The organism is Rathayibacter sp. AY1A5, assembly GCF_002930875.1.
Lineage (GTDB): Bacteria > Actinomycetota > Actinomycetes > Actinomycetales > Microbacteriaceae > Rathayibacter.
This window is the reverse complement of the sequence record NZ_PSTM01000002.1, coordinates 229,821-250,205: the sequence shown is the minus strand read 5'-3', so window position 1 is coordinate 250,205 and position 20,385 is coordinate 229,821. Positions and strand designations below refer to the sequence as shown.

Below are 20,385 nucleotides of genomic sequence, written 5' to 3'. Positions count from 1 at the left end.
ACCACCGGGGCCCTCGGCACGGAGACGCCGTGCTCCTTCGCGAGGCACCGCCTCCCGAGCGGCGTCCCACCCGGGGAGCGGCGTCTCGAGCGGCGCCGCCCGTCAGCCCGCCGCGCGGCGCAGGGCGTCGTCGACGGAGGAGCGGACGAGACTGGAGAGGAAGAAGCCCGGCTTCTCGACGCCGATGCCCGCCAGCAGTCCCGCCGCCTGGTCGACGATCGCGGTCGAGAAGGTCGTGGCGGTCGAGACGGCCTCCGCGTAGGCGGCGCGGTCCGACTCCGCCACGGTGACCGGCTCCCCGCCCATCTCGACCACCAGCGCCTGCGCGATCGGCAGCACCGGGCCCGGTGCCGACACGGCGAAGTAGGTCTCGGCGAGGCGCGCCAGGTCGAGGCTGGTGCCGCTGAAGGCCATCGCCGGGTGGACTGCCAGGGGGATGACCCCGGAGGCGAGCGCCGGAGCGAGCACCCCGTAGCCGTGCTCAGGCGCCGTGTGCAGCACCAGCTGGCCGGGCTGCCACGCTCCGGTCGCGGCGAGCCCCGCGACCAGGGCGGCGATCTCGCTCCCGGGGACGGCGACGATCACCAGCTCGCTGCGCTCGACGAGCTCGGGGATCGCGAGCACGGGGACTCCGGGGAGCAGCGCGTCGGCGCGCTCGCGGCCGCTCTCGCTGGTGGTGGCGATCCCGATCACGGCGTGGCCGGCCCCGGCGAGCGCGGCACCGAGCACCGGGCCCACGCGTCCGGCACCGATCACGCCGACGCCCAGGCGTCCGTCGCGGCGGTTCTCAGGCATGCGGTTCCCCCTCCGGAGCGGGCCAGTCGGGCAGGGCGGGTGCGGCCGCGCGCCGCCCCCACTGGTGGCTCGCGTCGCGGTCGGCGGCCCGCACTCCGGCCGTCGCGAGGCTCTCGAAGAAGGCGAGTCCGTCGGCCGCGCTCATCACCGGCACGAGCGGAGTGACGGGGCCGGCCACCGTGTGCACGCGCGCCGAGGCCAGCCCGAGCAGGCGCTGGAGCGGTCCCTGCTGGACCCCGACGCTCTGCATCCGCGCCAGGGGCACCACGGCGACCCGCCGCCAGACCGCTCCGCTGCGCAGGATCGCGACCTCGTCCGTCAGCCGGTACCCGGTCCTCCGGAACGAGAAGGGGCGGAGCCACACCGCCGACCGCGGCGCCCGGGTGAAGCCGGCCGCGTCGCGGTGCCGGAGTGCGTCTCCGACGGGCGTCGACTCCGCTCCCTCGGCCGGTCCGGGCAGCAGGAGGGCGAGGACGCGCTCGACCGCGGCGAGGTCGCCCACGGGCAGGATCGTGGTGTTCGGCTCGCCGTTCGCCCCGCGGGAGGCCGCGTGGCCGGCGCGGTCGATCCGCACCTGCCACCAGCCGAAGGGGCGCCAGAGCAGCGGCTGCGTGATCTCGACGGCGTGGATCCGGCCGGGCGGGATCGTGTCGCTGCTGGTCGAGAGCACGCCGTAGCCGACCCGCACTCCGTCGGGCGTCGCGGCGATCGAGTACCGGAGCGAGCGCACGAACTGGCGGACGTAGTAGCTGCCCGAGCCGATCAGGCCCGGCAGGATCGCGAAGAGCACGTAGGGCGAGCCGTAGACGGCGACGAACACCACGGCGACGACCGAGGCGGCCAGGAACAGCGTGAAGCCGCTGAAGACGAGCGAGCCGAGGAGTCGGCCCGGCGGGATCGAGACGACCGACTCGGGCGGCGTCTCGTCCTGAGGCTCGCCGAACTCCTCCAGCCGGCGCGCCAGGAACCCGCCCGCCGGAGCCGCACCGTCGACCGTCGCCTCCCGCTCGCGCACCCCGGACGCGAGCCGCAGGATGTCGCGGCGCAGGGCGTCAACCAAGCGCGACCCGAGGTACGACAGCTGGACGTTCGCGTCCTGCCCGGCCACGCTCACCTCGAGCTTCGCGGCTCCGAACAGCCGCGCGAACAGCGGACGCTGCACCGCGATGCCCTGGATGCGGTCCAGCCGCGCCCGCCGGTTGGTCCGGAAGAGCACGCCGGAGCGCACCTCGACGAGCTCGTCCGTGATGCGGAAGGTGTGCATCCGCCAGGACAGCCAGAACGCGAAGACGGCGACCGCCAGGCCCACCGCGACCGCCAGCAGCGCCCAGCCGACGAGACCGCGGCGCAGCAGCTCGTCGACCGGATCGCCGCTCTCGTACCCCTCAGGCCCGGGCAGGAACAGCTCGACCAGGCGCTCGCGGAGGTTCGTGATCACGATGCCGAGGACGACCAGCAGGCCGATCCCGCCCTTGAGGACCGGGGTCGCGGGATGGAGGCGGTGCCACTCCCCGTCGGCGAGGTCCGTCTCGACGGCGCGGAGCTCGGTCACAGGCCGGCCCGGCGCGACTCGGCGAGCTCGACCAGGCGGTCGCGGAGCTCCTCCGCGTCCTGCTCGGCCAGGCCCGGGATGCTGACGCCGGTCGCCGCGGCGGCGGTGACGAAGCGGAGGTCGGCGAGGCCGAGCGCCCGGGCGAGCGGCCCGCGGTTGACGTCGATGAGCTGCATCCGCCCGTACGGCACCGACACGAAGCGCTGGAACATGATGCCGCGGCGGAAGAGCAGGTCGTCCTGGCGCAGGAGATAGCCGTAGGCGCGCGCACGGCGCGGGGCCACGATCAGGAGGGTCACCGCGAGGGCGGCCGCGGCGGCCAGCGGGATCCAGCCCCACGGCAGGCCGATCAGCATCAGCACCACGGGCACGGCGAGCAGCAGCACGCTCGACACGACGGCCGACACGATCTCGACCGCGACGTACCGGGGCGAGACGCGGCGCCACTCCCCCGTGATGTCGAGGCGGTCCCGCCGGCGTCCCCTCGCGTCGCGGCGGGTCGTCGGCGACGCGTCCTCGGGCTCGGCGGGCATGGCGTCGTCCTCACTGCCCGCGGCGATCCGGGCGTCGGCGTCAGGCGTGGTTCACCTCGCCGACGGCGCTGTCGTCGTCGTCGCTCGGCGGGATGGTGCACAGGTGCTCGGCGACCAGGCCGGCCACCAGCAGGACGAGCGCACCCACGATGGTCGCGACGTCCTGCCACACGGAGCCTAGCGAAGGGATCGCACGGCTCAGCAGGTACACCAGGATGCCGCCGGAGGCTCCGAGCAGCAGAGCACCGACGTGGCTGGACGCCTTCGCCAGCACCACGACGCGCATCGCCCGGAACGGATCGATGGGCCGGCGCAGCGTGCCTTTCGTGGCGCGGTGGATCGGGACGGCGAAGCCGAGCACGAGGGCCGCGACCACGATCAGGGTCAGCGGAACCGTCAGCGGCGGGATGAGCACGGGGCGGCCGGCGGCGGCGATCGCGAGGTCGAGGAGGAACCCCGCGACGGCCCCGGCGAGGCCGAGTCCGAGCAGGGTGCTGATGCGGGTGCGCCTCACGGGGTCCTGCTCTCGGGGTCGGCGGTGCTGCCGCGGGCGGAGTCGCGCCCCGGCCAGGTCAGCCCGGCCGGGTGGTCGGTCACGCGGTCGGTCGCCCGTGCGCGCAGCTCGGCCACGGGTCCGGCTCCGGGAAGGACCGCCGCCGGCTCGACGTCGAGCCAGGGCTCGAGCACGAACGCCCGCTCGGCCGCCCGCGGGTGCGGGAGGGTCAGGTGCGCGTCGTCGCGGAGCACGCCGCCGACCGCGATCACGTCGATGTCGAGGGTCCGGTCGCCCCAGCGCTCCTCGCCCTCGCCGCGGATCCGGCCGCCGGCCGATTCGATCGCCGCCGTCGCCGCGAGCAGGTCGTCGGGCTCGAGGACGGTCGAGCCGGTCACGACCGCGTTGAGGTACCCGGGCGCGTCCTCGTCGACGCCCTCGGGCTTCCACGCGGGCGACTCGACGACCTTGGACACCGCCTCGATGCGCAGGCCCGGCGTCGTGGCGAGGGCCCGCAGCGCCTCCTCGAGGTGCGCCAGGCGGTCGCCGAGGTTGCTGCCGAGCGCGAGCACGACGTGGCGCACCGGGCGGACGCGCTCCTGCCGCGGCCTCACGAGCGGGTCCTCGTGATCTGCACGGCGACGTCCTCGAACGGCAGCGGGATCGGCGCGTCCGGCTTGTGGACGGTGATGCGGACGACGTCGGCGGCGGCGAAGCCCAGGGCCACCCGGGCGAGGCGCTCGGCCAGGGTCTCGATGAGGTCGACCGGGTCGCGGGTCACCGCGTCGGCCAGGGCGATCGCGAGCTCGCCGTAGTGCACCGTCTCGGCCAGCGCGTCGCCCTCGGCCGCCGGCGCGGTGTCGAGCCAGACCGTCGCGTCGATCACGAAGTCCTGGCCGTTCTCGCGCTCGAAGTCGAAGACGCCGTGGTGCGCGCGCACGCGCAGCCCGGTGAGGGTGATGGAGTCGCGCACGGCCAGGGCGGCGGGGTCGATCGCGGTCACGGGGTCTCCTCCTGGAGTCGGGCGGCGAGGGCCAGGGCGCGGGCGGACGAGCGGACGTCGTGGACCCGGACGCCCCAGGCGCCGTGCCCGGCGGCGACGAGGCTCAGCATGGCGGAGACCTCGTCGCGCTCGGCGGCCGGGGCGCCGGCGGGGGCGAACGGAGCGAGGAACCGCTTGCGCGAGTGGCCGACCAGGACCGGGAAGCCCAGCGAGACGATCGCGTCGAGCCCGGCCAGCAGCGCCCAGTCGTGCGCGCCGACCTTCGCGAAGCCGAGGCCGGGGTCGAGGAGGAGGCGGTCGTCCCGGATCCCGGCCTCACGGGCGGCGTCGACGCGGCGCTCGAGCTCGCCGCGGACGTCCGCCACCACGTCGCCGTAGGAGGCGAGAGCGGTCATGCCCGCGCTGTGCCCGCGCCAGTGCATCGCGATGTAGACGGCGCCGCGCTCGGCGACGAGCGGGAGCATCCGCGGATCGGCGAGGCCGCCGGAGACGTCGTTGACGACGACGGCGCCCGCGTCCAGAGCGGCCTCCGCTGTGGCAGCGCTCATCGTGTCGATGCTGACGCGCACCCCCTCCGCGGCGAGGGCGCGGACGACGGGCAGCACGCGGCCCTGCTCGGCGGCGGAGTCGATGCGCGCCGCACCGGGGCGGGTGCTCTCGCCGCCGACGTCGACCAGGTCCGCGCCGAATGCGGCGGGTCCGTCCCCGGCGGGCCGGGTCAGGTCGAGGCCGTGGCGGACGGCGTCGTCGACGGACAGCCAGCGTCCGCCGTCGCTGAACGAGTCCGGAGTGACGTTGAGGATCCCGAGGAGCGCGGCGCGGCCGGTCGGCGTGAGGTCGGCGACGGTGGTGGCCACGTCACTCCCCCCGCGCGGCGCCGATCAGCGCGATGATCTCGGCGCGGGCGGCCGGGTCGGCGAGGGAGCCGCGGGCGGCGACCGTCACGGTCGAGCTCGCGGTCTGGCGCGGCCCGCGCATCCGCACGCAGCCGTGCTCGGCGTCGACCACGACGAGCACTCCCTCGGGAGCGAGGCCCTGCTCGAGCGCGTCGGCGATCTGCTCGGTCATCCGCTCCTGGATCTGCGGTCGCGACGCGACCGTCTCGACCACGCGCGGCAGCCGGCCGAGGCCGACGACCCGCTCGCGCGGCCGGTAGGCGATGTGCGCGACGCCGAGGAACGGCAGGAGGTGGTGCTCGCAGACGGAGCGGAAGGCGAGGTCGCGCACGATCACCGTCTGGTCGAGCGGCGACTCCTGGCCGCCCTCGACCACCGCGAACGTCTCGGTCAGCTGGGCCGCGGCGTCGTCGTCGAACCCGCCGAAGAACTCCTCGTACGCCTCGGCGAACCGCCGCGGCGTGTCGAGGAGTCCCTCGCGGCCCGGGTCGTCCCCGATGGCCGCGAGGATCTCGGCGACGGCCGCCTCGATGCGCGCCTTGTCGACGGGCACGCGCGCGCTACGCCGTCGCGGGGCGCGGGTTGATCAGCGGCGGGCGCTTCGGCGCGACCTCGTCGGCACCGGCGGAGGAGACTCCCCCGTCGGTCGCACCCGAGTCGATCGGCGCCTTGGCGACCGGGACCGCGATGGGCGGCAGGTCGGACAGGGGGCGCTTGTCGCTCGAGAGCCACTGCGGGCGCTCGTCGATGCGGCGGACGTCCTTGAAGATCTCGGCCAGCTGGTCGTGGTCGAGCGTCTCCTTCTCGAGCAGCTCCATCGCGAGGCGGTCGAGGATGTCGCGGTTGTCGTTGATGACCTGCCACGCCTCGTCGTGCGCCTGCTCGATGAGCTGGCGCGTCTCGGCGTCGACCGTCTCGGCGATCTGCTCGGAGTAGTCGCGCTGGTGGCCCATGTCGCGGCCGAGGAACATCTCGCCCGACGACTGGCCGAGCTTGACCGCTCCGACGTTCGCGGACATGCCGTAGTCGGTGACCATCTTGCGGGCGATGGAGGTCGCCTTCTCGATGTCGTTCGACGCTCCGGTGGTGGGGTCGTGGAAGACGATCTCCTCCGCGACGCGGCCGCCCATCGCGTACGTGAGCTGGTCGAGGAGCTCGTTGCGGGTCGTGGAGTACTTGTCCTCCAGCGGGAGCACCATCGTGTAGCCGAGGGCGCGACCGCGCGGAAGGATCGTGACCTTGGTCACGGGGTCGGTGTGGCGCATCGCCGCCGCCGCCAGAGCGTGTCCGCCCTCGTGGTAGGCGGTGATCAGCTTCTCCTTGTCGCGCATGACCCGCGTGCGGCGCTGCGGCCCCGCGATGACGCGGTCGATCGCCTCGTCGAGCGCGCGGTTGTCGATCAGCTGCGCGTTGGAGCGGGCGGTGAGCAGTGCGGCCTCGTTGAGGACGTTGGCCAGGTCGGCGCCGGTGAAGCCCGGGGTCTTGCGGGCGACGACCTCGAGGTCGACTCCCCCGGCGAGCGGCTTGCCGCGGCCGTGGACCTCGAGGATCCGCTTGCGGCCGAGCAGGTCGGGGGCGTCGACGCCGATCTGGCGGTCGAAGCGGCCCGGACGCAGCAGCGCGGGGTCGAGGATGTCGGGACGGTTCGTCGCCGCGATCAGGATGACGTTCGTCTTGACGTCGAAGCCGTCCATCTCGACCAGCAGCTGGTTGAGGGTCTGCTCGCGCTCGTCGTGACCGCCGCCCATGCCGGCGCCGCGGTGGCGGCCGACGGCGTCGATCTCATCGACGAAGATGATGGCCGGCGAGTTCTCCTTCGCCTGCTGGAACAGGTCGCGGACACGGCTCGCGCCGACGCCGACGAACATCTCGACGAAGTCCGATCCGGAGATGGAGTAGAAGGGCACGCCCGCCTCGCCCGCGACCGCGCGCGCCAGCAGGGTCTTGCCGGTGCCGGGAGGGCCGTAGAGCAGGACGCCCTTCGGGATGCGGGCGCCGACGGCCTGGAACTTCGCGGGCTCCTTGAGGAACTCCTTGATCTCGTGCAGCTCCTCGATCGCCTCGTCGGCGCCGGCGACATCGCCGAACGTGACCTTGGGCGACTCCTTCGAGACGAGCTTCGCCTTCGACTTGCCGAACTGCATGACGCGGTTGCCGCCGCCCTGCATGCCCGAGAGCATCAGCCAGAAGAACGCGCCGATCAGCAGGATGGGGAGCAGGAAGCCGAGAGCCGAGAGGAACCAGTTGGTCTGCGGGACCTCGTCGTTGTAGCCGGTGCTGCCGAGATCGGCCGCGGACACCGCGTCGACGACCTCCGCGCCGCGAGGGGCCACGTAGTAGAACTGCACCTGCGTGCCGTTGTCTCCGTCGGCCTGCTTGAGCGTGAGATCGACGCGCTGCTCGCCGTCCACGATCTTCGCCGAGTCGACCTTGCCGTCCTTCAGGAGGTCGAGACCCTCCTGCGTCGTGACCGGCCGGAAGCCGGACATGGTGATCAGCGAGGAGCCGATCCACACCGCGACGATCGCCAGGACGACGTAGAGGATGGGACCCCGGAAGATGCGCTTCACGTTCATGCTTGTTGCGGGTGCGACACCCGGCGCCTTTCTGACGAGGAGATTGTGCCTGCCAGGCTACCTCCCGCACTCTGAGCGCCGCCCACGCGTTCGCCGTGGGCCGAACGGCCGCGGGCTGTGTCGTCTGGCGGGGATGCGGCGGGCCGCATCCCCGCGCGCGGTCGGCTCCACGAGATGGTGCGTTCCGCAGAGCGGGTCTCGTCGGACTGCCGGGAAACGCTGACACGCGTTTCCCGGTCCGCGTCCTCTGCATTGTGGGTGGAGGTCGCGGGGATCGGCGCTTCGGCGGTAGGGACGCGCCGCGAGAACGCAGGAGTTGTCGCACTCGAGCTCGACAGCGACGACTACTGCGGTCTCGGGGGGGGGCGAAGGTGTTCGAGCGGGGCGCGCCGCGAGAACGCAGGAGTTGTCGCACTCGAGCTCGACAGCGACGACTACTGCGGTCTCGGAGGGGGCGAAGGTGTCCGGGCGGGGCGTGCCGCGACGAGGGGCAGCAGACGCAGACGGACCGGGCCCGCCCGGCCCGGGTCAGGCCGACTCGAGGAGGGGCTCCGGGTCGCGGAGGGCGGGCACGAGGCCGCGGCGGCGGCGGGCGACGGCCAGCACGGTCACGGCGAGCGCCCCGACCAGCCAGAGCACGAGCACCAGGACCGCGTGCGCGACTCCGATGCTGCCGCCGGCGATCAGCGAGCGGAACGCCTCCACCGTCCAGGTCAGCGGCAGCACGCCGTGGATCGCCTGGAAGAAGGCAGGCGCGGTCTCGACCGGGTAGGTGCCTCCGGCCGAGGACAGCTGCAGCACGATCATCAGCAGCGCCAGGAACCGGCCCGGGGCGTCCAGCAGCGCGATCAGCGCCTGGTTGATCGCCACGAAGGTGAGGCTCGTGAGCACGGCGATCCCGATCAGCCCGGGCAGGTTCGACGCCTCGACGCCCACTCCGAAGCGGATGACGAGCGCGGCCAGGACGCCCTGGGCGACCGCCATCAGCGCGCCGGGCAGGTAGCTGCGCAGCGCGATGACCCAGGCGGGCCGGCGCGCGGCGAGGAGGCGGGAGCTGAGCGGGGCGCTCATCAGGTAGAAGGCGAGCGCGCCGACCCAGAGCGCGAGCGCCATGAAGTAGGGGGCGAGGCCGTAGCCGTAGGACGGCACGCGGTTCATCCGCTCGGCGTCGATCCCGACCGGGGCGGCCGCGACGGCGCTGAGCTCCTGAGCCTGCTCGCCGGTGTAGGTGGGCACGTCGTCCGCGCCGTCCGAGAGCTTCGTGTCGAGGGTGCGCGATCCGGAGGCGAGCGAGTCGATCCCGTCGGCGAGGTCCTGCGAACCGGTGGCCGCGTCGGCCGAGCCGGTCGCGGCGGTCTCGGCGCCGTCCGCGAGGTCCGAGGCGCCCGTCGCGAGGGCGGCCGTCCCGGAGGCGAGGTCGGAGGCGCCGGCGGCCGCGGAGGCGATTCCGCTGGTGAGCGGGCCGACCGCGCCGGAGAGGGTGTCCACTCCGCCGGCGACCTGCGCGGCTCCGCCGTCGAGGGTCGCAGCTCCCTGGGCGAGGGCCTGCGCACCGGTCTGCAGCTTCTGGGCGCCGTCGGCGGCGGAGGTCGCCCCGGTGGACAGAGCGGCGGTGCCGGTCGCGAGGTCGGCGGCTCCGCCCGAGACCGTGGCGGCACCGGCGGCGAGCGCCGTCAGTCCGCTGCCGTCGTCGCCGACGAGCGCGGTCGCACCGGAGGCGAGCGTCTGCGCGCCCGCGTCCGCCGAGGCGGCTCCGCCCGCGAGAGCGGCCGCACCCTGCTCGAGGGCGGTCAGCTCGGCCACGCGCTGGGCGTCGGACAGCGAGTCGTACCGCGAGAGCAGGGAGGCGAGGCCGGAGTCGACGCCGGTCGCCCCGGTGGCGAGTTGCGGAGTGGCGGTCGCGAGCGCTCCCGCGCCGGTCGCGAGCTGCTGGGCTCCTGCGAGGGCCTTCCCCGCTCCGTCGGAGAGGGAGGCGGACCCGGTGGCCAGCGCCTCGGCGCCGGACGCCGCCGAGGACGCGCCGTCCTTCAGGGTCGACGTCCCCGCGGCGAGGTCGGTGGCGCCCGAGGCGAGCGACGCCGCTCCGCCGTCGAGCTGCTGGGCGCCGTCGGCGACCGTGCGGGCTCCCGTGTCGAGCGCCGCCGCCTGGTCGGGCAGCTGCCCGGTCCCGCTCGCGATCCGCTGGAGTCCCGACGAGAGGTCGGACGCTCCGGAGGCCGCGCTCCCCGCGCCCGAGCGGAGGGAGTCGGCGCCGGTCGCCATTTGCGCGGTGCCGTCCTGCAGCTGCGCTAGCCCGACGACCAGCTCGGAGAAGCCGGACGCGGCGGTCCCGGCGCCGTCCGCCAGCTGAGCGGCGCCGTCGGCCGCCTGCTCGAGGCTCGAGTGCACATCGGTGAAGCCGAGGTAGACGTTCTCGAGGTAGGTCGCGCCGACCTTCTCCTCCAGCGTCTTCGTCACGGTGGTGCCGATGGTGGAGGCGATGTTGCCGACGATCAGGTTGGCCGCGTCGTTCGTCTCGATCGACAGCTTCGCCTGCACGGCCGCGGCGGGGTCATCGCCGCCGACGGAGGCGACGTCGGCCGAGAAGCCGGCCGGCACCGTCAGGACGGCGAGGACGTCGCCGGAGGCGAGCTCGCGGGACGCCTCGTCGGCACCGGTCGCCGTCCAGGCGAAGTCCGAGCCGGAGGTGTCGGTGGTGAGCTGCTCGGTCAGGTCGTCGCCGAGGGCGAGCGCGGAGCCGTCCGAGGCGGTCGCGCCGGTGTCCTCGTTGACGATCGCGGCGGGCACCGTGTCGAGGTGGTGCGTGGGATCGAGGTTGGCCGAGGTCAGCAGTCCCGCGTAGATCAGCGGGATGAGCGCGATCGCGGCGAAGACGACGACGAGGCGCGGGTTCACGGCGCGCAGGGCGCGGCGGAGCGGGGAGGTGGTCATGGTCCTTCTACTTCGTGGAGTGCAGGGCGGCGAGCCGCGGCGAGGCGACTCCGGTGACGAGGAGCTCGGCGATGTCGGCGGAGGCCGAGGCCGCGGGACGGCGGGCGTCGCCGTCGAGGAGCCAGCCGACGACAAGCCAGGTGGTGCCGGCGGCGAGGAGGACGGCGAAGCGCTCGACGCGGGCGTGGTCGCCGCCGCCCGATCCGCGCTCGGCGAGGGGCGAGAAGGCGAGGAGCCGCTGCGCGAGGAACGCGACGACCGACTCCTGCACGGCGCGGGCCGTGCCTCCGCTCAGCACGCGGCGGTAGAAGTCGGCGTGCACGAGCAGGCCCTCGAGGAGCCCGCGGACGATGCGGGGGACCGCGCCCTCCCAGTCGGCGGGGGCGGTGCCGGGAGCGACGTCGCCGAACAGCGCGTGCATCCGCTCCACCGCGGCGGCCTCGATCAGGGACGGCACATCGCCGAAGTGCTGGTAGAACGTGGGGCGGCTGACGCCCGCGGCGCCGCAGAGCTCCGTGATGGAGGGCTGGTCGTCGCCCGGGCGGTCGAGTGCCGTCGTGATCGCGGTGAGCAGGAGCTCGCGCGAGCGGGTGAGCCGCGGATCGGTCACGGGGTCCTTCTTCCCGGCGCGAGGAGCGCCTTCTTTACGTCCGTCAGATACCTTACAACCGTAAAGAAGAGCGCGCAAGCGTCAGGAGGAGGGCGGCTCCGGGAGCAGCGTCGCGATGGCGGACGTGTCGACGATCACCGAGTCGTGCGGAGTCAGTCCAGGGCTCCGGGGCGTCGGCACCGGCAGGCGCACGAGCAGGGCGCCCGGATCCACGCCGAAGCGCCCGGAGCGGGTGCGGCCGACCGGATCCCCGTCCAGCTCGGCGAGCACCGGCTGGTCGAGCTCGAACGAGAACTCGCGGCCGGGCCACTGCCGGAGCGAGGCGAGCCCGTTGCGGTTGCCGGTCGCGACATCCAGCGCGAGGCCGAAGCGCCGACGCAGCAGCACCAGCTCCAGGTCGCCGTCGTCGAGCACCGCGCCCGCGGCCAGCTCGATGTTCGCCACCACGGAGCTGCAGTTGCAGGCCAGCACCATGTAGCAGCGCTGCGGAGGCTCCTCCGCGCCGTCGATCGTGAGGGTCACCTCGAATCCGGCCTTGAACATCGCCGGCGCCCCCGCCGCGAAGTAGGCGCCCCAGCCCACCCGCTTCTTCAGCTCCTCGTCCGTCTTGTCCATGATCTCGGCGTCCAGGCCCACCCCGCCCATCACCATGAACACCCGCTCCTCGCCGTCGTCGAACGCGGCCGTGCCCACGTCGATGGCGCGGTCCTGCCCGAGCAGGGCGATCTCGACCGCCTCGGGCAGCGAGCCGAGCGGGATCCCGAGGTTCCGCGCGAGGAGGTTGCCGGTGCCGCTGGGCAGCAGGCCGTAGGGGACGCCGGTCCCGCGCAGCACCGTGGCGACGGCGCGGACGGTGCCGTCGCCGCCCATCGAGCAGACCAGGTCCGGGCCCGCCTCGAGTGCGGCGCGGGCCGCGGCGGCACCGGAGTCGCCCGGGCTGGTCTCGAACCAGAGCGGCTCGTTCCAGCCGTGGCGGCGCGCGATCGTCGCGACCAGGTCCTCCGCGGCGCCGACGTCGTCGAACTTGCTCGGGTTGATCACGACGGCGACGGTGCGCTTCTCGGGTGCCTTCACCCCGTCAGTCTGACGGCACCGGCGACCGGTCCAGTCGCGCTGACGCCTCCAGGGCGAGCACGGCGCCGATCTCGGCCGAGAGCGTGGCGGGCAGCGACGGAGGCGCGTCCCAGCGGGGCCCGGCCAGCAGCACCCCGCGGCGGACGCTCGAGCTCTGCAGTGCGGCGACGCTGCCGGCGACGAAGCCGCGGACGCGAGCCGCCACCGCGGGCGCCACTCCGGCCGTCGTGGCGAGGTCGACGAGGTGCCGGTAGGCGATGCCGCCGAACAGGGCGCCGTCCCCCGATCCCTGGTCGACGAAGACGCCGTCGGGGGCGAGCCGGTCCAGCAGGTCCTCGGCCGTGCGGGAGGCGTGGGCGACCAGGCGGGGGTCGGGCCGCAGGCGGTGCAGGGCGAGCGCCGCGCCGACGTAGACGGCGTGGTTGTAGCTGAAGGCCCAGTCGTCGCGGGCGGAGCCGCCCTCGCGGCCGATGCCGTCGGCGACGAAGCCGGTGTCGTCGTCGCGGAGGCGCACGTGCATCCAGTCGAGGGCGGCGCGCGAGAGCTCCTCCCGGCCGTCGGGCCGCAGCCGCTCCAGGCGCGCGCCGAGGATCGCGAACGGGCCGTTCGCGGGCGTGTTCTTGTAGTCCAGCTGCCGGCGGCGCCAGGCGAGGCTCGCCCCGTGCCGGAGGTTCCAGCCCTTCGCGACGGCGAAGCGCCACAGGCGGTCGGCCCGGTCGAGGAACCGCGGGTCGCCGGAGGCCTCCCCGAGGCGGGCGAGCGCGCCGCCGAGCCACATCATGTCGTCGAAGTAGCCGTTGACCAGGCGCCCGCCGTTGCGGAGGCGGATCGCACGGTGGATCCGCCGGGCACGCTCCAGGTGCGCCTCGTCGCCCGTGCGCTCGAAGGCGTCGACGGCCGCGTCGATCGCGTGCGCGAGCCACCAGTAGTTGAACTCGAAGTCGGCCCGCAGAGAGGTCGGGTAGCTCATGTGGTAGCCCAGCAACGGCACCGCGAAGAGCCGCTCGAGGCTCTCCTGCGCGGTGTCCGCGGCGCTACTCGTAGACGTGCGGGGCGAGGACGGCGACATCGCGGAGGTTGCGGTAGCGCTCGGCGTAGTCGAGCCCGTAGCCGATCACGAACTCGTTCGGGATGTCGAAGCCGACATAGGCCACGTCGACCTCGACCTTGGCGGCCGCGGGCTTGCGGAACAGCGCGCAGATCTCGACGGACTCGGCGCCGCGGCTGCGGAGGTTGCCCTGCAGCCACGAGAGCGTGAGGCCGGAGTCGATGATGTCCTCGACGATCAGCACCTTGCGGTTCGTGATGTCGGAGTCGAGGTCCTTCAGGATCCGCACGACGCCGGAGGACTTGGTGCCGCTCCCGTAGGACGAGACGGCCATCCAGTCCATGACGATGTCGAGCTTGAGCTCGCGGGCCAGATCGGCCATCACCATCACGGCGCCGCGCAGCACCCCGACGATGAGCAGGTTCTCGCCCGCGTAGTCGCGCTCGATGGCGCGGGCCAGGGCGCGGATCCGCTCGTGGATCTCGGCCTCGGTGTAGAGGACCTCGGTGATGTCGTCGGCGATGTCGGCTGCTTCCACCCGGCCACTCTACGGGTGACCGGCCCCCCTCTCCCCTCCGCGAGACTCCGCTCCGGTACACCTCCGTCGGCGAGTCGCGTGCCGGAGCGGCATCTCGCGGGGAGGGGTCGGGCATCTCGCGGGGACCGGCGTCGCGGGGACGGGGTCAGGGGGCCGCGGGTGCGAAGACGAGGGTGGTGCCGCGGCGGGTGGCGAGGACGCCGGGGAGGTCGACGCCCTTCTGGCCGTGCCAGTCGGTGACCAGCGCGGCGACCGCCAGCGTCTGCGAGCGCGAGAGCGCGACTCCGAACTCGTTCGCCACGACCAGGCGGATGATCCGCTGCCGCAGCGCCGGCGGGTCCGCGGCGAGCCCGCGCGCGTCGACCGTGACGTGCCCCGCCTCGTCCTGGCCCACCAGCTCGAGCGCCCAGTCGAGGGCGAGCGCGTCGAGCGCGTCCCCGTCCTCCCGCAGCTGCTCGGCCGTGCGCGCCAGAGCCTGCGCCACTCCCGGCCCCAGCTCGTCCTCCAGCACGGGCAGCACGCGGTTCCGCACCCGGACCCGCGAGTAGCGGGGGTCGTCGTTGTGCGGGTCGTCCCACGGCACGAGCCCCTGGTCGGCGCAGGCGAGGCGGGTCGTCTCGCGCCGCAGGCCCAGAATCGGCCGACGCAGCGGCCCGCTGACCGGCGCCATCCCGTGCAGCGAGGCCGCACCGGCTCCGCGGGCGAGCCCCAGCAGCACCGTCTCGGCCTGGTCGTCGAGGGTATGGCCCAGGAGGATCGCGGCGGCGCCCGTCGCGGTCAGCGCGTCGTCGAAGGCGCGGTAGCGCGCGCTGCGGGCGGCCGCCTCCGGACCGCCCTCGGCGGACACCGTCACCACCTGGCGCAGCACCGGCGCGAGCCCCAGCCCGTGCGCCTGCTCCGCGGCCCGCCGCGCGACCTCCGCCGACGCCTCCTGCAGCCCGTGGTCGACGATCACCGCGCCGGCCCGCCTCCCGCCCCGCGGGGCCTCGAAGGCGACCGCCGCCGCGAGCGCGAGCGAGTCCGCTCCCCCGCTCAGCGCGACCAGCACGAGCGCTCCGGGGTCGAGCCCGTCGAGGCTCTCGCGCACCGCCCGCCGCAGATCGGCGACGGCGGGGGTCAGGCGGGGGCGATCGGGCACATCAAGTAACGTAATGCCAGCGATCCGCCCCTCCCGCGCGCGCACCCGCGCGAGCGTTCCGGAGGCCGATCCGTCCGCCGATGCGCCGCTCACGGCGCCACCGACTCAAGGAGAGAGCATGGCCGCATACGACGTCGTCGTCGAGATCCCCAAGGGGAGCCGCAACAAGTACGAGGTCGACCACGAGACCGGTCGCGTCTACCTCGACCGCGTGCTCTTCACCTCCTTCGTCTACCCGACGGACTACGGGTACTTCGAGAACACCCTCGGCCTCGACGGCGACCCCGTCGACGCGCTGGTGCTGCTCGAGTACCCCGTCTTCCCGGGCGTGGGCGTCTCCGTCCGCCCGGTCGGCGTGCTCAACATGAGCGACGAGGCCGGCTCCGACGCGAAGGTGATCGTGGTCCCCGCGAAGGACCCGCGCTGGCAGCACATCCAGGACATCGGCGACGTCCCGGAGCAGACGAAGAACGAGATCAAGCACTTCTTCGAGCGCTACAAGGACCTCGAGCCCGGCAAGTGGGTCAAGGTCGACGCGTGGGGCGACGCCGCCGAGGCGGAGCAGATCGTCCAGGACGGCATCAAGAAGCTGGCCGAAGAGGGTCACTGACCCCTCGCATCAACGAAGGAACCCCCTCCCGTCGTCTCGACAGGAGGGGGTTCTCTCGTTGTGCTGTGTGGCTGCGGCTCAGGCGGCCGGGCGGCCGACCATGCCGGCGGGCGTGCCCCAGGTGTTCCAGATGCGCACGGGCTTGCCGTAGTCGGCGGCCTCGATGATCTGGTTGTTCCCGAGGTAGATGGCCACGTGGTAGTAGTCCCCGCCGCCACCCCAGAAGATCAGGTCGCCGCGCTGGCGCTGGCTGTAGGGGACGAGCTTGCCGGCGCCGGCCATGGTGTTGTACTGGTTCGTCGCCGAGTGGGTGCCGATGTAGATGCCCGAGGACGCGTACGAGGCCTTGGTGAGGCCCGAGCAGTCCCACTGGTCCGGGCCCATGCCGCCGAGGACGTACTCCTCGCCGAGCTGAGCCATCGCGTACGAGATCGCGTTCTCGACGGCGCCGCTGGTCGGCACCAGGACCGGAGCGGTGACCGGCTGCGGGAGCGGCTGAGCCGCCGGCTGGGCGATCGGCTGAGCAGCGGGCTGGGCCGGAGCCGGAGCCGGAGCCGGCTGCTGCTGCGCGGGCTGCGGAGCGGCGGGCTGCGGGAGGGACGCGGTCTGACGCGACGGGGCGGCGGCGTCGGCCTGCGCCGAGGACTGCTGCTGGGCGGAGCGGGCGGTGGACTGCGCCTGAGCGGCGGCCTCCGCCTCGGCCTGCGCCTGGGCGGCGGCCTCGTCGGCCTGGCGCTTCTGCTCGCCCGCGAGGTACTGGGTCTCGGCCTCGACAGAGGAGTCCTTCAGCAGCGCGAGCTGGGCGACCAGCTCCTGCGACTTCTCCTCCTGCGCCGAGAGCGACGCGCGGGCCGACTCGGCGGCGGCGTCGGCGTCCTTGCGGGCTGCGTCCGCCTCGTCCGAGAGCGCCTGGTGCTCGGTGACGGCGAGGTCGGCCTGGTCGCCGAGCGACTCCGCGTTCTGCTTGTCGGCGAGGGCGTCGGCGTAGACCTTCTGCGACTGCTCCGAGAGCTGCGACATCGCGCCGAGCTGGTAGAGCAGGTCGCCCGCGTCCTTGCCCTTGGCCACGAGGCTGGCGGAGAGGTCGCCACCGGCGGCGCGAGAGAGGTGCGCGGCCAGCAGGCCGGCGCGCATCTTCGAGGTCTGGGCCTTGGCGGAGGCGGTGGTCGCCTTCTCGTCGAGGTCGTCGACGGCCTTCGCAGCGGCGTCGAGCGCCTCCTTGGCCTGCCGCCAGGCCTCGGCCTTCTTCATCGCGGTGATCGACTTCTCGTCGACCGCGGTCTGCAGGCTCGCGATGAGGCCGGTGATCGAGTCGATCTCGGCCTGCTTGCTCGCCTCGTCCTTCTTGGCGTTCTGCACGTCGTCCCACGAGGGGTACTTCGCGTCGTCGGCGAGGGCCGGGGTGATGCCGAGGGACGCGGTGACCGCCGTGACCGCGAAGGCGGCGGAGATGACGAGCGGGAGGCGGCCCTTCCAGGCGCGCTCCCGGGGTGCCGGGGTGAAGGTGCGTGCGGTCGTCTGTGCGTCAGCCAAGGGTGACTCCTCGTTGGGCCATGAAAGGTTGGGCGTCGACGGCGGAGCCGTTGACGCGGGTCTCGAAGTGCAGGTGGCAGCCGGTGGAGGCGCCGGTCGAGCCGACGGCGGCGATCTGCTCGCCCGCCTGGACCTGCTGGCCGACGCGGACGTAGATCCCGCCGGACATGATGTGGGCGTAGCCGGTGCTGATGCCGCTGCCGTGGTCGATCAGAACCCAGTTGCCGTAGGTGCCGTTGGGGCCCGCGTAGGAGACGGTGCCGCTGTGCGCCGCGAAGATCGGGATGCCGCAGCCGCCCGCGAGGTCGGTGCCGCGGTGGTACGAGCCGGAGGATCCTCCGCCGGTCGAGATGCTGTCGCGCGGGCCGAAGGTGCCGGTGATGCGGCCCCCGGCGGGGCGGACCCAGCCGGAGTCGCTGACGGCGCTGGAGCCGCCGCCGCCCGAGGGGGCGACGTACCCGCCGCCACCGCCGCCGCTGCCGCCGCTTGACGCGGCCGCGGCCCGGGCGGCCTCGCGGCGCGCGGCCTCGGCCTGGGCGGCGGCCTGGCGGGCGGCCTCCTCCTCGGCGAGCTTCCGGAGGCGCTCGGCCTCGCGGGCGGCGACGCCGGCCTCGTACTCGGCCACGGTCTTCGACTCGGTGTCGCGGAGCGCGGCGAGCTGCTGCTCGAGCACGACGCTCTGCTCCTGCTGCTCGGCGAGCGCGGCCTCGGACGCCTCCTGGGCGGCGGTCGCCTCGGCCAGCTTCTGCTCGGCGGCGACGCGGAGGCGCTCGCGCTCCGTCTGCGCCACCTCGGCCTGGTCGGCGAGGGAGGACGCGGTGTTGCGGGCGGTGCTGGCCTGCTCGTAGATCGCGGAGGAGCGCTCGACCAGCTTGGTCATGCTCCCGATCTTCGACAGCAGCTGGTCGGCCTGGCCGGCCTTCTGGTCGAGGAAGATGTTGACGGACAGGTCGGTGCCGGTGCTGCGGTAGAGCTGCGCGGCGAGCAGGCCCGCCTGCTGCGAGGCCTTGTCGGCCTCCTCGGCGCTGGCGGCGGCCCGGTCCTCGAGCTTCTTCGACTGGTCCGAGGCCTCGTCGAACGCCTGCTGAGCGGCGAAGTGCTCGTCGCCGCGCTGCTGCGCGAGCTGCTGAGCGGAGGCGACCTCGCTCTGGAGGTCGCCGATCAGGGACGTGATCCGGTCGACCTGAGCGGCCGCGGCGGCGGTGTCGCCCTTCGCCGCCTCGACGTCGGCCCACGACGGGTACTCGACCGCCTGGGCGGGAGTGGCGACGAGCAGGCCGGCGACGAGCGCGACGACGGCGGAGGCCAGGGCAGCACCTCGGAGTCGCCCGAGTCGCGGCGCGCCGGGGAGGCGGGCGGAACGCGGACGGCGCAGGGAGTGGGGCATGGGACCTCGGGGATAGGGGGCCCTCCCTCCGCGGCGGTGCGGCTCCGGCGCGCGGGTGGGGGGAAGAGCGATTCCGCCCCACCCTAACCGCGGCCCTGCCCGATCTCCTAGACCCGGGTCAACCCCGGACGGGGTGCACGCCGCCTGCGGAACCGTCGATTTTGCATCCTGCGCCGCGGCCCCCTATGCTTGCGTGTCGGTAGTCATGGGGGGTCGGCCGCAGGGTCGCCCCGCGAGTCTCCGGCCCCATCGTTTAGTGGCCTAGGACACCGCCCTTTCACGGCGGCAGCACGGGTTCGAATCCCGTTGGGGTCACGGATGGGTCGGTACTACCAGCACCACCAGAAGTACCAGCACCACCGGAAAGTGCATCGGCTCGCGAGGGTCGGGGCGTGAAAATAGAACAGCCTCGAAGACAGTATGCTTGTCTTCGCAACGAGGCCCTGTAGCGCAGTTGGTTAGCGTGCCGCCCTGTCACGGCGGAGGTCGCGGGTTCAAGTCCCGTCAGGGTCGCAAAGAGGCCCTTCCGAGAGGAAGGGCCTTTTTCAGGAGATCACCTCTCCAGCGACATCACGTCGCAACGGCTCTGTAGCTCAGTTGGTAGAGCGCACGACTGAAAATCGTGAGGTCACGGGATCGACGCCCGTCGGAGCCACTGCCCCGAGTCCAGGCTTCTACTGGATTCGGGGCTTACTCCCTAGAACGACCCAGTTAGGCACGGCGCTTCGCCTACTAAGTCGAGGACGCAAGCGGGATGCGACGCCGACTCGCCAGCTAAGGGGCGCACAGCGCAGTCAGGTGGAACAAGGCCAAACGGTTCAGTAAGGGCTCTGGCACTGGCCGTTCTGCGACCACTTAACTACCGGCTCTACTTCGCCCGCCATGAACGGGCCCCTCAATAAGGACGCATTGAAACTCGCCGGAAGATTTGGCCGGGTCGCCGTCTCTGACTGCATTGATAGATATTCACAGTTGTTTGCTTCCACCGCAGATGTTGCCACCGTCCGCTCATCGGGCGATACGGCCGCGAACGGTAGCCTGAGAACTGGAGACAGGCGTGGAGTCAGTGATCGAATGCGGCACCGCCTCGCCAACCCTCGTTGCTGCCATGACCGCGCTCACCAAGAGGGTCAAGATAACTGCGGAATACCTCGGCCGGATCCGGCGGCCTGAAGGCCCCGCGGAGGTTCAAGGCGAGCTCCGGAAAGTTATCTCCGACATTCACAAAATCTCGAAAGCCGGAGCCGCCCTCCGGGCTGTGGTCCCTGCTTATGCGCACCGAGTGAACGAACTACGGACAGTGATTTCTGGCCTGGCACGTGGGCAGGACACCGGCCCGCAGAGCTTCATCCGGCTTTACTTCAACACCACCACGGCCATCATAGGGCACCTGTTGTCGGACTTTCCGGATGTCGAGACAGTTCGAGCAGGTATCCCGTCGCTTTCTCTCTACGACCGGCGTGACCGTGGCGGGCCAGTCGGCATGGCAGCGCAACGGCGCATTCCAGCGATTGGAAGCATGCGGGGACCTCTAAGCACTTTTTCTCACTCGTTCCAGCGAGGACGAACGGGCTACTTGCGTTGCGTCCGGTCCTCGCTCCGCTTCGGTCCGGGTGCTCCTCGTAGTTCGTCTCTCCTCGCTGGAGCTCGCGCTTGACAACCATAGGC

General features: G+C 73.0%; 18 protein-coding genes and 3 tRNA genes. 4 read left to right on the top strand and 17 right to left on the bottom strand.

The window, feature by feature from the left end; translation table 11 throughout:
• Positions 1-102: 102 nt before the first annotated feature.
• The 15 genes from C5B98_RS02380 to tilS form a co-directional block, all read right to left on the bottom strand.
• Positions 103-795, bottom strand: a complete 693-nt coding sequence (locus C5B98_RS02380; RefSeq protein ID WP_104224097.1) for a Rossmann-like and DUF2520 domain-containing protein — start codon at positions 793-795, stop codon at positions 103-105.
• Positions 788-2,347 (bottom strand): PH domain-containing protein, encoded by a 1,560-nt coding sequence (locus C5B98_RS02375; protein WP_104327245.1) that lies wholly within the window; start codon positions 2,345-2,347, stop codon positions 788-790. The genes C5B98_RS02380 and C5B98_RS02375 overlap by 8 nt, the downstream gene beginning before the upstream one ends.
• Positions 2,344-2,880, bottom strand: a complete 537-nt coding sequence (locus C5B98_RS02370) for a PH domain-containing protein (protein ID WP_104234302.1) — start codon at positions 2,878-2,880, stop codon at positions 2,344-2,346. The genes C5B98_RS02375 and C5B98_RS02370 overlap by 4 nt, the downstream gene beginning before the upstream one ends.
• 40 nt (positions 2,881-2,920) lie before the next feature.
• Complete coding sequence (locus C5B98_RS02365) at positions 2,921-3,394, bottom strand: DUF3180 domain-containing protein (RefSeq protein WP_104238407.1); 474 nt, start codon at positions 3,392-3,394, stop codon at positions 2,921-2,923.
• Positions 3,391-3,987, bottom strand: a complete 597-nt coding sequence (gene folK / locus C5B98_RS02360; RefSeq protein WP_104248066.1) for a 2-amino-4-hydroxy-6-hydroxymethyldihydropteridine diphosphokinase — start codon at positions 3,985-3,987, stop codon at positions 3,391-3,393. Before folK ends, C5B98_RS02365 begins: the two co-directional genes overlap by 4 nt.
• Complete coding sequence (gene folB / locus C5B98_RS02355) at positions 3,984-4,376, bottom strand: dihydroneopterin aldolase (RefSeq protein ID WP_104347803.1); 393 nt, start codon at positions 4,374-4,376, stop codon at positions 3,984-3,986. Before folB ends, folK begins: the two co-directional genes overlap by 4 nt.
• Entirely contained in the window at positions 4,373-5,233 is an 861-nt protein-coding gene (gene folP, locus C5B98_RS02350) for a dihydropteroate synthase (protein ID WP_104327244.1), read from the bottom strand. Before folP ends, folB begins: the two co-directional genes overlap by 4 nt.
• Before the next feature lies 1 nt (position 5,234).
• On the bottom strand, positions 5,235-5,825 hold the full coding sequence (folE, locus tag C5B98_RS02345; RefSeq protein ID WP_104224103.1) for a GTP cyclohydrolase I FolE: 591 nt from the start codon (positions 5,823-5,825) through the stop codon (positions 5,235-5,237).
• A 7-nt stretch (positions 5,826-5,832) separates the two neighbouring features.
• Positions 5,833-7,848 carry an ATP-dependent zinc metalloprotease FtsH gene (ftsH, locus tag C5B98_RS02340; RefSeq protein WP_104224104.1) on the bottom strand — a complete coding sequence of 672 codons (2,016 nt, stop codon included), beginning with the start codon at positions 7,846-7,848 and terminating at the stop codon, positions 5,833-5,835.
• Positions 7,849-8,376: 528 nt separating this feature from the next.
• On the bottom strand, positions 8,377-10,779 hold the full coding sequence (locus tag C5B98_RS02335; RefSeq protein ID WP_104327243.1) for a YhgE/Pip domain-containing protein: 2,403 nt from the start codon (positions 10,777-10,779) through the stop codon (positions 8,377-8,379).
• A gap of 7 nt (positions 10,780-10,786) precedes the next feature.
• Positions 10,787-11,389 carry a TetR/AcrR family transcriptional regulator gene (locus C5B98_RS02330; RefSeq protein WP_104248069.1) on the bottom strand — a complete coding sequence of 201 codons (603 nt, stop codon included), beginning with the start codon at positions 11,387-11,389 and terminating at the stop codon, positions 10,787-10,789.
• An 81-nt stretch (positions 11,390-11,470) separates the two neighbouring features.
• On the bottom strand, positions 11,471-12,463 hold the full coding sequence (locus C5B98_RS02325) for a diacylglycerol kinase family protein (protein WP_104327242.1): 993 nt from the start codon (positions 12,461-12,463) through the stop codon (positions 11,471-11,473).
• A gap of 4 nt (positions 12,464-12,467) precedes the next feature.
• Positions 12,468-13,433 carry a glycoside hydrolase family 76 protein gene (locus C5B98_RS02320; RefSeq protein ID WP_181065438.1) on the bottom strand — a complete coding sequence of 322 codons (966 nt, stop codon included), beginning with the start codon at positions 13,431-13,433 and terminating at the stop codon, positions 12,468-12,470.
• Between the two features lie 64 nt (positions 13,434-13,497).
• Positions 13,498-14,049: a hypoxanthine phosphoribosyltransferase gene (gene hpt / locus C5B98_RS02315; RefSeq protein WP_104238400.1), complete on the bottom strand. Its 552-nt coding sequence runs from the start codon at positions 14,047-14,049 to the stop codon at positions 13,498-13,500.
• A 145-nt stretch (positions 14,050-14,194) separates the two neighbouring features.
• Positions 14,195-15,187, bottom strand: a complete 993-nt coding sequence (gene tilS / locus C5B98_RS02310) for a tRNA lysidine(34) synthetase TilS (RefSeq protein WP_104249697.1) — start codon at positions 15,185-15,187, stop codon at positions 14,195-14,197.
• A 118-nt stretch (positions 15,188-15,305) separates the two neighbouring features.
• Here tilS and ppa point away from each other — a divergent pair, with 118 nt between their 5' ends.
• Entirely contained in the window at positions 15,306-15,797 is a 492-nt protein-coding gene (gene ppa / locus C5B98_RS02305) for an inorganic diphosphatase (protein ID WP_068255683.1), read from the top strand.
• A gap of 78 nt (positions 15,798-15,875) precedes the next feature.
• Here the strand turns inward: ppa and C5B98_RS02300 are convergent, their stop codons facing one another.
• Positions 15,876-17,330: an NlpC/P60 family protein gene (locus tag C5B98_RS02300; protein WP_104327240.1), complete on the bottom strand. Its 1,455-nt coding sequence runs from the start codon at positions 17,328-17,330 to the stop codon at positions 15,876-15,878.
• Complete coding sequence (locus tag C5B98_RS02295; protein ID WP_104249696.1) at positions 17,323-18,717, bottom strand: peptidoglycan DD-metalloendopeptidase family protein; 1,395 nt, start codon at positions 18,715-18,717, stop codon at positions 17,323-17,325. The genes C5B98_RS02300 and C5B98_RS02295 overlap by 8 nt, the downstream gene beginning before the upstream one ends.
• 242 nt (positions 18,718-18,959) lie before the next feature.
• Here C5B98_RS02295 and C5B98_RS02290 point away from each other — a divergent pair.
• The 3 genes from C5B98_RS02290 (at position 18,960) to C5B98_RS02280 (ending at position 19,372) form a co-directional block, all read left to right on the top strand.
• Positions 18,960-19,032, top strand: a tRNA-Glu gene (locus C5B98_RS02290).
• Between the two features lie 124 nt (positions 19,033-19,156).
• A tRNA-Asp gene (locus C5B98_RS02285) sits at positions 19,157-19,230 on the top strand.
• Between the two features lie 69 nt (positions 19,231-19,299).
• Positions 19,300-19,372, top strand: a tRNA-Phe gene (locus tag C5B98_RS02280).
• The last annotated feature ends 1,013 nt before the right edge of the window (positions 19,373-20,385 follow it).

What these genes read in the sequence shown, in the direction of transcription:
- C5B98_RS02380 (WP_104224097.1), bottom strand. Translation starts at nt 795, where the DNA reads ATGCCTGAGAACCGCCGCGACGGACGCCTGGGCGTCGGCGTGATCGGT.
- C5B98_RS02370 (WP_104234302.1), bottom strand. Translation starts at nt 2,880, where the DNA reads ATGCCCGCCGAGCCCGAGGACGCGTCGCCGACGACCCGCCGCGACGCG.
- ftsH (WP_104224104.1), bottom strand. Translation starts at nt 7,848, where the DNA reads ATGAACGTGAAGCGCATCTTCCGGGGTCCCATCCTCTACGTCGTCCTG.
- C5B98_RS02335 (WP_104327243.1), bottom strand. Translation starts at nt 10,779, where the DNA reads ATGACCACCTCCCCGCTCCGCCGCGCCCTGCGCGCCGTGAACCCGCGC.
- C5B98_RS02320 (WP_181065438.1), bottom strand. Translation starts at nt 13,433, where the DNA reads ATGAGCTACCCGACCTCTCTGCGGGCCGACTTCGAGTTCAACTACTGG.
- ppa (WP_068255683.1), top strand. Translation starts at nt 15,306, where the DNA reads ATGGCCGCATACGACGTCGTCGTCGAGATCCCCAAGGGGAGCCGCAAC.
- C5B98_RS02295 (WP_104249696.1), bottom strand. Translation starts at nt 18,717, where the DNA reads ATGCCCCACTCCCTGCGCCGTCCGCGTTCCGCCCGCCTCCCCGGCGCG.